General features: G+C 73.0%; 10 protein-coding genes. 6 read left to right on the top strand and 4 right to left on the bottom strand.

Annotation, left to right across the window (positions count from 1 at the left end):
• Window positions 1-43 precede the first annotated feature (43 nt).
• From SMD20_RS17310 to SMD20_RS17300, 3 genes are all read left to right on the top strand, one after another.
• Window positions 44-3,385, top strand: coding sequence for a S8 family serine peptidase (locus SMD20_RS17310; protein ID WP_329581926.1), 3,342 nt, complete (start codon window positions 44-46; stop codon window positions 3,383-3,385).
• 130 nt (window positions 3,386-3,515) lie between these two features.
• Entirely contained in the window at window positions 3,516-3,911 is a 396-nt protein-coding gene (locus tag SMD20_RS17305; RefSeq protein ID WP_329581923.1) for a hypothetical protein, read from the top strand.
• 42 nt (window positions 3,912-3,953) lie between these two features.
• Window positions 3,954-4,955 (top strand): LacI family DNA-binding transcriptional regulator, encoded by a 1,002-nt coding sequence (locus SMD20_RS17300; protein WP_329581920.1) that lies wholly within the window; start codon window positions 3,954-3,956, stop codon window positions 4,953-4,955.
• Here SMD20_RS17300 and SMD20_RS17295 read toward each other — a convergent pair.
• Genes SMD20_RS17295 through SMD20_RS17285 form a run of 3 tightly spaced genes read right to left on the bottom strand, consistent with a single transcriptional unit; the run spans window position 4,921 to window position 7,737 of the window.
• The gene (locus SMD20_RS17295; protein WP_329581917.1) at window positions 4,921-5,679 is read right to left on the bottom strand and encodes a cupin domain-containing protein; all 759 of its coding nucleotides are present in this window, start codon (window positions 5,677-5,679) and stop codon (window positions 4,921-4,923) included. The two genes, SMD20_RS17300 and SMD20_RS17295, sit on opposite strands and share 35 nt — an antisense overlap.
• Complete coding sequence (locus tag SMD20_RS17290; protein WP_329581914.1) at window positions 5,676-6,584, bottom strand: PmoA family protein; 909 nt, start codon at window positions 6,582-6,584, stop codon at window positions 5,676-5,678. Before SMD20_RS17290 ends, SMD20_RS17295 begins: the two co-directional genes overlap by 4 nt.
• Window positions 6,577-7,737 carry a Gfo/Idh/MocA family protein gene (locus SMD20_RS17285; RefSeq protein ID WP_329581912.1) on the bottom strand — a complete coding sequence of 387 codons (1,161 nt, stop codon included), beginning with the start codon at window positions 7,735-7,737 and terminating at the stop codon, window positions 6,577-6,579. Before SMD20_RS17285 ends, SMD20_RS17290 begins: the two co-directional genes overlap by 8 nt.
• 146 nt (window positions 7,738-7,883) lie before the next feature.
• Here SMD20_RS17285 and SMD20_RS17280 point away from each other — a divergent pair, with 146 nt between their 5' ends.
• The 3 genes from SMD20_RS17280 to SMD20_RS17270 are packed head-to-tail and all read left to right on the top strand — an operon-like array spanning window position 7,884 to window position 12,189.
• A complete protein-coding gene (locus SMD20_RS17280) occupies window positions 7,884-8,504 on the top strand; it encodes a TetR/AcrR family transcriptional regulator (RefSeq protein ID WP_329581909.1) in 621 nt (206 codons plus the stop codon).
• Window positions 8,504-10,237, top strand: a complete 1,734-nt coding sequence (locus tag SMD20_RS17275) for an ABC transporter ATP-binding protein (protein ID WP_329581906.1) — start codon at window positions 8,504-8,506, stop codon at window positions 10,235-10,237. The genes SMD20_RS17280 and SMD20_RS17275 overlap by 1 nt, the downstream gene beginning before the upstream one ends.
• A complete protein-coding gene (locus SMD20_RS17270; protein WP_329581903.1) occupies window positions 10,234-12,189 on the top strand; it encodes an ABC transporter ATP-binding protein in 1,956 nt (651 codons plus the stop codon). Before SMD20_RS17275 ends, SMD20_RS17270 begins: the two co-directional genes overlap by 4 nt.
• Before the next feature lie 33 nt (window positions 12,190-12,222).
• Here the strand turns inward: SMD20_RS17270 and SMD20_RS17265 are convergent, their stop codons facing one another.
• Complete coding sequence (locus SMD20_RS17265) at window positions 12,223-13,224, bottom strand: 3-oxoacyl-ACP synthase III family protein (RefSeq protein ID WP_329581900.1); 1,002 nt, start codon at window positions 13,222-13,224, stop codon at window positions 12,223-12,225.
• Window positions 13,225-13,333: the final 109 nt, after the last annotated feature.

The following is a 13,333-nucleotide window of genomic DNA, read 5'->3' as shown; positions in this document are numbered from 1 at the left end:
GGGCAGGACGAGGTCCACGCAGCCCCTCGACGAGGAGGTTCTCGTGTCATCCAGCGCCCTGTTACCCCGTGTGCGCAGGCTCGTGGCGGTCGCCGCGGGCCTGAGCGCCGTCCTGGCCCTGAGCCCGGCGGCGCTCGCCACCCCGGAGCCGTCACCGTCGCCGCCCGGGAAGTGGACGGCCATCCCGCTGACCGGCGCCGAGCTGGTGGACGGCGCCAAGTCCCCGTCCGGCAAGCTCGCCAAGAGCGACCCCGCCCTGCTTCGCGCCACCTCCACGAAGCCCGTCAACGTCGTCGTCAAGCTCGACTACGACTCGCTCGCCGCCTACCGCGGCGGCCTGCCCGGCCTGCCCGGCACCAGCCCCGCCGTCACCGGCAAGGCCCTGGACACCGGCAGCGCCGACGCCCGCAAGTACACCGGCCACATCCAGAAGGTCGAGGACGCCTTCCTCGCCGAGCTGGCCGCGAAGGTGCCCGGCGCGGCCGTCGGCCAGCGCATCAGGACCGTGTACGGCGGCATCGCGCTGCGCATCCCCGGCGACAAGGCCGACGAGGTGCTGAAGCTGCCCGGCGTCGCCGCCGTCCAGGAGGACAGGCTGGAGCAGCTGCTCACCGACTCCAGCCCGGCCTTCATCGGCGCCGACGCCGTCTGGCCGAAGCTCGGCGGCAGCGGCACGGCCGGCAAGGGCGTGATCGTCGGCGTCCTGGACAGCGGCGCCTGGCCCGAGCACCCGTCCTTCGCCGCCCGGCCCGGCCTGCCCGCGCCGCCGCCCACGAAGGACGGCACGCCGCGCGCGTGCGACTTCGGCGACAACCCGCTGACGCCCGCCAGCGACCCGTTCACCTGCAACAACAAGCTCATCGGCGGGCGGGCGTTCCTGGAGACGTACAACGAGGTCGTCGGCGGGGACGTCTATCCCGACAGCGCCCGCGACTCCAACGGCCACGGCACCCACACCGCCACCACGTCGGCCGGGGGTCCGGTGGCCGACGCCAACCCGCTCGGCATCAGCCGCGGCCCGATCAACGGCATCGCGCCCGGCGCGGCCGTGTCGGTCTACAAGGTGTGCGGCGCGGAGGGCTGCTTCCAGTCCGACTCGGCGCAGGCGGTCGCGCGGGCCATCCTGGACGGCGTCCGGGTGATCAACTTCTCCATCTCCGGCGGCAGCGACCCCTACAGCGACCCGGTCGAGCTGGCCTTCCTCGACGCGTACGCGGCCGGCGTGCTCGTCTCGGCCTCGGCCGGCAACTCCGGTCCCGGCGCCAACACCACCGACCACCGCAGTCCGTGGGTCACCACGGTCGCCGCGTCCACGCAGGGCCGTACGTTCCAGTCGACGCTCACGCTGAGCGGCGGCGGCGCGACGGCCACGGTCAAGGGCGCCTCCATCACCGCGGGGCTCGCCTCGCCGCTGCCCGTGGTGCTCGCCTCGGCGCCGCCGTACTCGCGGCCGCTGTGCGACGCGCCCGCGCCCCCCGGACTGTTCACCGGCAAGATCGTCGCCTGTGAGCGCGGCCCCAACCGGGTGCTGAAGAGCTTCAACGTCAGGCAGGGCGGCGCGGCCGGGATGATCCTCTACAACGCCGTCCCGTTCGACGTCTTCACCGACGCCCACTGGCTCCCGACGGTGCACCTCGACAAGCCGGAGTCGGACGCGCTGCTGGCGTTCCTGTCCTCCCACCCGGGCGCCACCGCCTCCTTCACCCAGGGTACGAAGACGGCCTGGCAGGGCGACCGGATGACGTACTTCTCCTCGCGCGGTCCCGGCGGCGACTTCCTCAAGCCGGACGTGACCGCGCCGGGCCTGCACATCCTGGCCGGCATGACCCCGACCCCCGAGTCACCGCTCGAAGGGCCGCCCGGCAACTCCTTCCAGGTCATCTCGGGCACCTCGATGTCGGCCCCGCACGTGGCCGGCGCGGCGGCGCTCGTCTTCGCCCTGCATCCGGACTGGACGCCGGGCCAGGTCAAGTCGGCGCTGGAGACCACCGGCAAGACGTCGGTCACCAAGCCGGACGGGACCACCCCGGCCGACCCGTTCGACATGGGCGGCGGGCGCATCGACCTGACCAAGGCCGGCGACCCCGGCCTGACCCTGGACGAGAGCGCCGCGAACTTCGCCGCCTCCGCGACCGACCCCGCCGGCCGCATCGACCTCAACCTGCCGTCGGTGAACGCCCCCGTCATGCCGGGCGTCATCACCGTCAAGCGCACCGTCAAGAACGTCACCGACCGCGCGCTCGTCTTCACCGCCACCGGCCGGACGGTCAACGGCGCGGCCATCGCCGTCGTGCCGCCGCTCGTCACCGTCGCGCCCGGCAAGAGCGCCAAGATCAGCGTGGTGATCACCGCGCCCGACCTGCCCGACGGGCAGTACTTCGGGCAGGTGGACCTCAAGCAGGTCGGCGGCTCGCGCGCGCTGCACCTGCCGGTGGCGTTCTACCGCCAGGAGGGCATCGTCCCGGTCGAGCAGACCTGCGCGCCGGCGACCATCGCCAGGAACACCGGCGAGTCCACCTGCACCGTCACCGTCCAGAACAACAGCCTTGAGGCGGCCGAGGTCACCGCGCTGAGCACGCTCGACGCGCGGCTGCGGCTGAACAGCGTGACCGGGGCCACGAAGGTCGGCACCCAGATCGCCACCGCCAAGGCGACGCTGGCCGCCCGGCAGCCCGACCGGCCGGCGATCGCGCCCGGCTCGGGCCCGGCCGGGTACATCCCGCTCGACATCTTCGGCGTCGCCCCGATCCCGATCGGTGACGAGCAGGCGGTGAACCTGAACGTGCCCGCGTTCGCGTTCGCCGGCCGGACCTACAACAGGATCGGCGTGGTCTCCAACGGCTACACCGTCGCGGGCGGCACGAACGGCTCGGACGACATCGCCTTCCAGCCGCAGACGCTGCCCGACCCGGCGCGGCCGAACGGCGTCCTCGCCCCCTACTGGACCGACCTCGACGGCACCGGCGCGCCCGGCGTCTACGCCACCATCCTCACGGACGGCGTCAACCGGTGGGTGGTCGTCGAGTGGCGGGTCAACCTGTACGGCACCGGCGACCTCAAGGTCTTCCAGCAGTGGATCGGCGTGAACGGCGCCGAGGACATCAGCTACGCCTACGACCCCGGCAACCTGCCCGGGGCGCCGCCCGCAGGGGCGGGGCTGACCGTGGGCGCCGAGAACGCCGACGGCACCGCCGGCAGCCAGATCTCCGGGCCGCCGACCGAGGACCTCGTCGTGACGAGCACGCCGGGCGCGCCCGGCGGGACGCTGACCTACTCGATGAAGATCAAGGGCGTCAGCGCGGGGGCCGGCAAGGTGACCACCGCCACCTCGACGCCGCAGGTCAAGGGCATCACCGTGGAGGTGGACACGATCAACGTCCAGTAGACAGGTCCGGGCCGCGGGCGTCGCCCCGCCCGCGGCCCGTTCCGCACGCATTCCCGCGAGGAGGTTGCGAGGCCTCCCCGCCTGTGTCTGAATGACGACGGAGAGCTTTTCCTGGCGTACGGGAGGAGCGATGGGGCGTGAGCCGCTGAGTCACGGCGAGCGGGCCAGGACGGCCGCCGCCGACGCCCGGCGGGCCGCGGAGGCCCGCGCGCTGATCCAGGACCGTCTGGTCCGGATCCGGGCGGGCGCGTACGAGCCCGGCGAGCAGCCGCTTCCGCTGCCCGGCCACGATCCGGGCGAGGCCGCCCGGCGCGTGTGGTCGGCGGCCCTGCGCAGGTCGGAGGCCATGCTGAAGCTCGCCGCCGCGCACGAGCGCTGCGCGCTGCTGCGGGAGCGGCTGGCGGGCTGCGCCGGCCTGGACGACGGGCCCGACCTCCGGCTCGCCCAGTGGCACCGCCATCTGGCCCGCCGCCTGCGCGTGCTCGCGGGGCTGCGCTCGGCGGCCTACCCGAGGACTCGGCGCTAGGCTGGGCGGGACGGAGCGCGAGGGCGCGGAAGGGGGGTCCCCATGGGCCGGTCCGACACGCCGCGCGTCACGATCCACGAGGTGGCCCGGCGCGCCGGCGTCTCCCACCAGACCGTCTCCCGCTACTTCCGGCACAACGAAGGGCTGAAGCCGGAGACCCGCAGGAAGATCGACGAGGTCGTCCAGGAGCTCAACTACCGGCCCAACCTCGTCGCCCGGTCCATGCGCACCCGCCGCACCAACCGGCTGGCGATCACCCTGCCCGCCTCCGCCTACCTGTGGCCGGTGCGCCTGCTCGGCGCCGCCTCGGCCGCCGCGCACGCCGAGGGCTTCCAGCTGGAGGTGGTGAGCGTCGAGGGCGACGCCAGGGCGAGGGCCGAGCGGGTGCTGGAGCTGGCGGCGTCGGGGCAGGTCGAGGGCATCCTGTCGCTGTCGCCGCTGGACCTCGACCCGGCGCGGGCCCCGGTCCCGGTGGTCGTCACCGGCGACTACGACGACAACCTGCGCGGCGTCAACGAGCTGGCCGACGCCTCCCCGGTCGCCGAGATCATCGACCACCTCGCCGGGCTCGGCCACCGGGTCTTCCTGCACATCGCGGGCGCGCAGAGCTTCGCCTCCGCCCGCAACCGCAAGCGCGTCTACGAGCAGACCATCGAGAGCCGCGGGCTGACCTCGTACGGCGTCGCCGCCGGCGACTGGAGCGCGCGGTCCGGCTACGACGCCGTCCACGCCCTGCCCGACGACTGCGGCGTGACCGCGATCGTGGCCGCCAACGACCACGTCGCCATGGGGGCGGTGCGGGCCGCGCTCGCCCGCGGCTGGCGGGTCCCCGGCGACGTCAGCGTCTTCGGCTGGGACGACGAGGAGCTGGGCCGCTTCGCCACCCCGTCGCTGTCGACGGTGGCGGTGGACCGCGAGGTCCAGGGGCGCGAGGCGGTGGCCAGGCTGGTCGCGGAAGTGCGCGGCGAGCCGGCCCCCGAGCCCGCCGCGCGCTCACTCAACCAGGTCATCATCCGCGAGTCCGCGGGCCCGCCACCGCGCTAGGCCCGTCCGGGACGGGGGTCCACGTCTTGAGCCGGCCGCACATGCCGAAGGCGCGTGGGCCAGGGCGGGGTGCGGTGCGGACCACGGTCGCCTGGCCGAGGTGGGCGGGGTCGCCGTCGGCGAGGGCCGCGAGCTGGGCGCGGGTGCGCTCGGTCTCGGCCGCCACCGTCTCGCTCCACAGCGCCGCCCACGTCTCCACCCGGGGCCGGACGAGGTCGGCGGCGAGCCGGTGCAGGTCCGCCAGCGCCGCGCCGCCCCGCCGCCCGACGTCGTCGAGCAGCCGCCCGAAGCCGGTGATCGCGAGGTCGCGCCGGGCGCGGGCGGCGGCGGCCAGCTCGGCCTCCGTCCCTCCGGCCGGGAGCGTGGCGGCGGCCAGGTACGCCTCGCGGTCGCGCAGCACCTCCTCGGGAAAGGTCAGGACGGCGTCCCCGGCTTCGGGCAGCCCCGCGTTCTGCATGACCACCACCAGCCGCAGCCCCTCCTCGTTGACCAGCCGGTGGACGGTGCCGGGGGAGAACCACAGCACCGAGCCCGGCTCCAGCCGGTCCCTGGCGAAGCCGGCGGCGCTCAGCGTGTGGACCTCGCCGCGGCCCTCGGTCACGACGTACGCCTCGGTGGAGACGGTGTGCAGGTGCGGGGTGCCGCCGTGGCCGCCGTCCGGGCACGCCCAGTCGTAGACGCACAGGTCGCTGATCGCCGTGCCGCCGGGGAAGAGCGGCGTCACAGCGCGAACTCCTCGCCCAGCTCGTCCAGCTCGGCCCGCTCGCACACGTGGTCGACGAAGACGTGCCGGTGCGCGAGTTCGAGCGTGCCGCCGGGGGCCAGCGCGATCTCCTCGTCGAAGGAGGGGGAGGGGCTGATCACGGCGAACGGCTCCCGCCGCACGAACCACTTGATCGGTACGGCCGCGCTGGAGCGCCCGGCGAGGACGAGCACGGTGGCGCCGCCGTCGATCTCGTCGTGCTGCCCGGCGAGCGCCAGCCAGTCGGCCTGCTCGCCCATCATCTCGGGGCCGCCGCGCCCACCGGCGGCGAGGATCGTGCCGCCGGTGAAGGAGCGGGGGCCGCGCCAGCAGAAGCCCGCGTACCCGGCGAGGGGACGGCCGTGCGTGGTGGGGCTGCCGAAGTCCAGGACGGCGCCGCGTACGTTGCGCAGCTCGGTGGCGAAGTCCAGCGCCCAGAGCCCGCGCCCGGGGTCCACCCCGTGGAAGGCCAGCCGCCGCCGCTCGGTGATCCAGTGCTCCCCGGCCGCGGTCACCCAGTGCAGGGTCTCCTCGACCGTGACCCGGTCGCCGTCGGCGGAGACGGCGGTGAAGTCCACGTGGCGCATCTGCCCCAGGTTGTCCTCCCAGTGGTAGTCGCGTTCCGCCGAGTACGTGGGGCCGCCCCAGAAGTTCTGCCCCGACAGGTGGGCCCAGGTCATCTGCAGGCCCTTGTGCCAGCGGTGGTCCCAGGGCCGGTAGGACGACAGGGGAGCGCCGCTCAGGCTGCGCAGGGGATGCAGGTAGGGCTTGGGCGCCTCGGCGTCGGGGGCGTCGGGCCGGTGGACGTAACGGGCGATCTCCACCTCGCCGGCGGTGACGGCGAGGGCCTTGCCCTCGTCGCGGACGCCGAGCTCGCGATCAGTCACGGCTGCTGCTCTCCTCGTGCTCACGGCTCTCCTCATGCTCACGGCGCAGGACGGCGGCGGCGCGGGCCGGGTCGCCGCCGTTGAGCGCGTGGTAGAAGGGGTTCGGCGGGCCGAGCTCGGCCCGGGTCACGGGGCGGCCGGTGAAGGCCGACTGGTACATCCCGGTGATCAGCTCCATCACCCTGCGCCCGTCGGCCCCGGACGCGGGCGGGCGCTCGCCCGCGCGCATGGCGGCGAGCACCTCGCCGAGCTGCGCCCGGTGCGAGCTGGGCACGTCATCCTCCGGCTGCCAGCCGGCGATCCGGTCCTGGTCGGTGACGTGCGGCGCGGGCGTCCAGCGCCAGTGGGAGTTGTCGTAGCCGTACAGGTGCTCGACCTCGACGGTGGCGTCGGTGAAGTCGAAGCGCAGGTAGCTCGTCTCGCGCGGGGACAGGACGCTGTTGACGATCGAGCCGATCGCGCCGTTCGCGAACCTGACGATGGCGAAGGAGACGTCCTCGGTCTCGGTGCGGCGGCCGAGCGTGGCCGCCACGGCGTGCACCTCGTCCCAGTCGCCGAGCAGGTCGAGCAGCAGGTCCATCTGGTGGATGCCGTGGCCCATGGTGGGGCCGCCGCCCTCGGTCGCCCACTTGGCGCGCCAGGGCACCTCGAAGTAGTCGTGCCCGCGGTACCACAGCGTGTTGCACACGGCGACGTGCGGCCGGCCGAGCTCGCCCGTGGCGAGGTGCCGGCGCAGCCGCCGCGCGGCGCTGCCGGAGCGGTGCTGGAAGACGTAGGCCGCGTACGGGCCGCCCTCCTTCTCGCAGGCGGCGATCTCGTCGTACTCGGCGAGCGACAGCGTGGGCGGCTTCTCGCACCAGACCCACGCGCCCGCGCGCAGGCCGGCGATGACCGCCTCCCGGTGCGCGACCGGCGGCGTGGCGACGACGAGGAGGTCCGGGCTCTCGGCGGCCAGCAGGGCGTCCAGGTCGGTGTAGCGGCCGGGGATGCCGTGGGCGTCCGCCAGCTCCCCGGCGCGGGCGGGGTCGAGGTCGCAGACGGCGGTGACGCGGACGGCCTCGCCCGCGGCGGCCAGGGCGGGCAGGTGGACGCCGCTCGCGATGCCGCCGGCTCCGGCGACGGCGACCCGGATCGGGGTCGGCGGTAAAGGCACGGGCACTCCTCACGCGATCAGGTTCGCAACATAAAGTGATCGATCACTTTTCCATGCCCAACGTATTTTCCGAGGCAGCGGCCTGTCAACGCTCATCCCGATAAATGGGTGGAACGAGTGAGCACTCGCTCATTACACTCCCTCCCATGACGAAACGGCGAAGAGTGCCGGCCATGGCGCCGGAAGCCCGTCGTGCCGTGCTCATCGCCGCCACGATTCCCCTGCTGCGCGCGCACGGCACCGCGCTCAGCACCCGGCAGATCGCCGAGGCCGCGGGCGTGGCCGAGGGGACGATCTTCGGTGTCTTCCCCGACAAGGCCTCGCTGCTGCGGGCGGCGCTGATGAGCGCGTTCGACCCGGAGCCCGCGGTGGAGGCGCTGAAGGCCATCGACCCGGCGCTGGACCTGCGCGAACGCCTGTGCAGGGCGGTCACGCTGCTGCGCGAGGGCATGAGCGCCAACGCCCGGCTCATGGCCGCCCCGCGCGAGCTCATGACCGAGGACGCCGAGTTCCACCAGCGGATGTTCGACATGCGCAACCGCATCGCGGCCGGCCTCGCCGCCGTCATGGAGCCCGACCGCGACCGCCTGCGCCGCGCCCCCGAGGCCGCCGCGCACCTGCTGCTCATGCTGGTCGCGGTGCGCGTGCACCACGGCCCCGTCATGGGCGACTTCGGTGACATGGACGACGAGGAGACCGTCTCCATCCTGCTCGACGGGCTGCTCGTGCGGCCCTTACCCACCCCACCCACAGAAAGCGCCCCTTGATGCTGCTCCGCCTCCTGCGGGTCCAGCTCAGGCCGTACGGGAAAGAGATCACGCTCGTCGTCCTCTTCCAGTTCGTGCAGACGCTGGCCACGCTCTATCTCCCCACACTGAACGCCGACATCATCGACGACGGCGTCGTCAAGGGCGACACCGCCTACATCATGCGCGTCGGGCTGGTGATGCTCGGCGTGACGCTCGTCCAGGTCGTCTGCTCGGTCGTCGCCGTCTACTACGGCGCCCGCACCTCCATGGCGCTCGGCCGCGACATGCGGGCCGCGATCTTCCACAGGGTCCAGGCCTTCTCCGTCCAGGAGGTCAACAAGTTCGGGGCGCCGTCCCTGATCACCCGGACCACCAACGACGTGCAGCAGATCCAGCTGCTCGTCCTCATGACGTTCACCATGATGGTGGCGGCGCCGATCATGTGCGTCGGCGGCATCGTGCTGGCGCTCAACCAGGACGTCGCGCTGTCGTCGCTGCTGCTGGTCGCGCTGCCGCTGATGATCGTCATCGTGGCGCTGGTCGTCGCGCGCATGCGGCCGCTGTTCCGTACCATGCAGGATCGCATCGACCGCATCAACCAGGTGCTGCGCGAGCAGATCACCGGCATCCGGGTCATCCGCGCGTTCGTGCGCGACACGCACGAGCACGAGCGCTTCGGCGTCGCCAACGACGAGCTGACGGACGTCTCGCTGCGCGTCGGCCGGCTGATGGCGCTGATGTTCCCCACCGTCATGCTGGTCGTCAACCTCTCCAGCGTCGCCGTCGTCTGGTTCGGCGGCCACCGCATCGCCGGCGGGGACATGGAGGTGGGCGCGCTCACCGCGGTGATCTCCTACCTCATGCAGATCCTCATGTCGGTCATGATGGCGATGTTCATGTTCATGATGATCCCGCGCGCCGAGGTGTGCGCCGAGCGCATCGAGGAGGTGCTCGGCACCGAGCCGACCGTGCGCCCGCCGGCCGAGCCCGTCACGCCGGAGCGCCACATCGGCGAGCTGGAGCTGCGCTCGGTCGACTTCCGCTACCCCGGCGCCGAGGAGCCGGTGCTGTCCGGCGTGAGCTTCACCGCCCGGCCCGGCCGCACCACCGCGATCATCGGCAGCACCGGCAGCGGCAAGACCACCCTGCTCAACCTCATCCCGCGGCTGTTCGACGCGAGCGCCGGCGAGGTGCTGGTCGACGGCGTCGACGTACGCGAGCTCGACCCGGCCGCGCTCTCCCGCGCGGTCGGCCTGGTCCCGCAGACGCCCTACCTGTTCTCCGGCACCGTCGCCTCCAACCTGCGCTACGGCCGTCCGGACGCCACCGACGAGGAGCTGTGGCACGCCCTGGAGATCGCCCAGGCCCGCGACTTCGTCGAGGCCATGCCCGGCGGCCTGGAGGAGCCCATCTCCCAGGGCGGCACGAACGTCTCCGGCGGCCAGCGCCAGCGCCTGGCCATCGCCAGGACCCTCGTGCACCGGCCCGAGATCTACCTGTTCGACGACTCCTTCTCCGCCCTCGACTACGCCACCGACGCCCGGCTGCGGGCCGCGCTCACCGAGGAGATCACCGACGCCACGCTCGTCATCGTCGCCCAGCGCGTCAGCACGATCCGCGACGCCGACCGCATCCTCGTGCTCGACGACGGCCGCCTGGTCGGCTCCGGCACCCACGCCGAGCTGATGGACGACTGCCCGACGTACCGGGAGATCGTGCTGTCCCAGCTCACCGAACAGGAGGCAGCATGACCGCCGCGCAGGCGCCCGCGCGCCGCCCGCAACCCGGGTTCGGCCCCGGCCGCATGATGGCCGGACCCGCCGAGAAGCCCTCCGACTTCCGCGGGACGCTCCGCAACCTGATGCTGCTGCTGCGTCCCGAACGCAGGCTGCTCGCCGTCGTCCTCGCCCTCGGCACGGCCAGCGTCGCGCTGACCGTGGCCGGGCCCAAGATCCTCGGCCGGGCCACCGACCTGATCTTCTCCGGCATCATCGGCGCCCAGCTCCCCGCCGGCGTCACCAAGGAGCAGGCCGTGGCCGGGCTGCGCGCCCGGGGCCAGGACACCTTCGCCGACATGGTCGCGGCCATGCACGTGGTGCCCGGCCAGGGCATCGACTTCGACGCGCTCGCGTACGTGCTGGCCTGGGCGCTCGCGGTCTACGTGCTGGCGGGGCTGCTCGGCGTCGCCCAGTTCCGGCTGACCACGACGGTCGTGCAGCGGGCCGCGTACCGGCTGCGCGAGCGGATCGAGACCAAGCTGTCCCGGCTGCCGCTCAGCTACTTCGACGGCCAGCCGCGCGGCGAGGTGCTCAGCCGCGCCACCAACGACACCGACAACATCGCCCAGTCGCTCCAGCAGACGATGAGCCAGCTCGTCTCGTCGGTGCTGACCGTGATCGCGGTGCTCGCGATGATGTTCTGGATCTCGCCGGTGCTGGCGCTCATCGCGCTGGTCACGGTGCCGGTCTCGGTCTACGTCACCGCGGCGATCGGCAAGCGCTCGCAGCCGCAGTTCGTCAAGCAGTGGTCCTCCACCGGCAAGCTCAACGGCCACATCGAGGAGATGTACGGCGGGCACACGCTGGTCAGCGTGTTCGGCCGGCAGAACGAGGCCGCCGAGACCTTCGACCGGCACAACGACGCCCTGTACGACTCCAGCTTCCGCGCCCAGTTCATCTCCGGCGTCATCCAGCCGGCGATGATGTTCATCGGCAACCTCAACTACCTGCTGGTCGCCGTGGTCGGCGGGCTCAAGGTGGCCTCGGGCTCGATCTCGCTGGGCGACGTGCAGGCGTTCATCCAATACTCGCGCCAGTTCAGCCAGCCGCTCATGCAGGTGGCCGGCATGGCGGCCCTGGTGCAGTCGGGCGTCGCCTCGGCCGAGCGCGTCTTCGAGCTGCTGGAGGCCGCCGAGCAGTCGCCGGAGCCCGCCCAGCCGGCCCGCCCCGAGCAGGTCAGGGGCCGGGTGGCGTTCGAGGACGTGTCCTTCCGCTACGACCCCGAGCGGCCACTGATCGAGAACCTGTCGCTCACCGTCGAACCCGGCCAGACGGTCGCCATCGTGGGCCCCACGGGAGCGGGCAAGACCACGCTGGTCAACCTCATCATGCGCTTCTACGAGGTGACCGGCGGACGCATCACGCTCGACGGCGTCGACATCGCCACGATGTCCCGCGAGGAGCTGCGCGGCAACATCGGCATGGTGCTTCAGGACACCTGGCTGTTCGGCGGCACGATCGCGGAGAACATCGGCTACGGCGGCGAGAAGGCCACCCGCGAGCGCATCGAGGCCGCCGCGCAGGCCGCGCACGTCGACCGCGTCGCGCACACCCTGCCCGACGGCTACGACACCGTGCTCGACGAGGAGGGCGGCACGGTCAGCGCGGGCGAGAAGCAGCTCATCACCATCGCCCGCGCGTTCCTGTCCGACCCGGCGATCCTCATCCTGGACGAGGCCACCAGCTCGGTGGACACCCGGACCGAGGTGCTCATCCAGCGGGCGATGAGCACTCTGCGCGAGGGCCGTACGAGCTTCGTCATCGCCCACCGGCTCTCCACGATCCGCGACGCCAGCCTCATCCTGGTCATGGAGAACGGGCGGATCGTCGAGCAGGGCACGCACGAGTCGCTGCTCGCGGCCGGCGGCGCCTACGCCCGGCTCTACTCCGCCCAGTTCGCCGCGGCCGTGGTGGAGATGGACTGACCGTTGTGTCCGGCCCGCCCCCGGGCGGGCCGGTCACCAGCGCAGGAGCACGGTGCCCGCGCTCACCCCGCCGGCCAGGCCCACCAGGGCGACCAGGTCGCCGCGCCGTACGCGGCCGGCCCTGATCGCCTGGTGGAGCTGCACGGGAAGGCTGGAGGCCACCAGGTTGCCGTGCTCCTCGATCGTCACCTCGACCCGGCCCACCGGAATCCCGGCCAGCTCGCAGAAGGCGTGCAGGGACGGCAGCGACGCCTGGTGGACGCAGATCGCGGCCAGGTCGTCCCAGTCCAGGCCCCGGTCGGTCAGCGGGCGCCGCAGCACGTCCAGGTCGAGCTTGCACATGCCGATGGCGAGCTCCTGGAAGTCGACGGCGAAGACGCCGATCTCCAGCCCGCCCTCCGGCAGCGGCGTGACCGGGACCAGCGCCGAGCGCCAGGCGGGCGAGTACGCGCAGAACCGGTGCCCCAGCACGCCCGGCGTGGTCGCCGCCTGCAGCAGCAGCGCCGTGCCCGAGTCCGAGACGGTGTAGGAGGGGATCGCCGCGGCGAACTCGTCGTCCGGGCCGAGCCGCCAGCGGATGGCCGAAGTGGCCCGCTCGCCGCAGGCGATGAGGACCGTGCGGTACCGGCCCGCCGTGATCAGCGTCTCGGCCAGCTCGATCGCGTTCAGCACGCCGTTGCAGGCGTTGCGCACGTCGAACACCGGGCAGTCCGCGCCCAGCTCGGCGGCCACGATGTGCGCGTTGGCGGGTTCGACGACGTCCGTGCTCACCCCGGCGAAGATGATCAGGTCGAGGGCCGGCGGCGTGTGGCCGGTCTCCTCCAGCAACTTGCGGGCGGCCCGCGCGGCCAGCCCCGCGACCGTCTGGCCGGGCTCCGCCACATGCCGTCGCCGCACGCCCGTGGCGTGCTCGATCAGGCCGCGCGGCACGTGCGCCCCAGGATTGCGGGCCGCGAGCTCCTCCTCCAGCTCGGCACTGGTGAGCGTCCGCTCCGGCAGGTGAACGGCCACCCCGGCCACGTGGGCGTAGCGCATGCCCATTCCCCCCTTGTGTCCCCGTGGACGCCCACCCTAGGGAGCGCGCCTAAGGCCGCCGGGACCGCGCACCGCCGAACGGGCAAACTTGATCAATTCCTTAACGGCG

The sequence above is a fragment of the Nonomuraea sp. LP-02 genome (assembly GCF_036289125.1).
Classification (GTDB): Bacteria; Actinomycetota; Actinomycetes; order Streptosporangiales; family Streptosporangiaceae; genus Nonomuraea; species Nonomuraea bangladeshensis.
Note: the sequence above shows the minus strand (reverse complement) of the source record. Positions and strands in the feature narration are given on the sequence as shown.

What these genes read in the sequence shown, in the direction of transcription:
- SMD20_RS17300 (WP_329581920.1), top strand. Translation starts at nt 3,954, where the DNA reads ATGGGCCGGTCCGACACGCCGCGCGTCACGATCCACGAGGTGGCCCGG.
- SMD20_RS17280 (WP_329581909.1), top strand. Translation starts at nt 7,884, where the DNA reads ATGACGAAACGGCGAAGAGTGCCGGCCATGGCGCCGGAAGCCCGTCGT.
- SMD20_RS17270 (WP_329581903.1), top strand. Translation starts at nt 10,234, where the DNA reads ATGACCGCCGCGCAGGCGCCCGCGCGCCGCCCGCAACCCGGGTTCGGC.
- SMD20_RS17305 (WP_329581923.1), top strand. Translation starts at nt 3,516, where the DNA reads ATGGGGCGTGAGCCGCTGAGTCACGGCGAGCGGGCCAGGACGGCCGCC.
- SMD20_RS17275 (WP_329581906.1), top strand. Translation starts at nt 8,504, where the DNA reads ATGCTGCTCCGCCTCCTGCGGGTCCAGCTCAGGCCGTACGGGAAAGAG.
- SMD20_RS17265 (WP_329581900.1), bottom strand. Translation starts at nt 13,224, where the DNA reads ATGCGCTACGCCCACGTGGCCGGGGTGGCCGTTCACCTGCCGGAGCGG.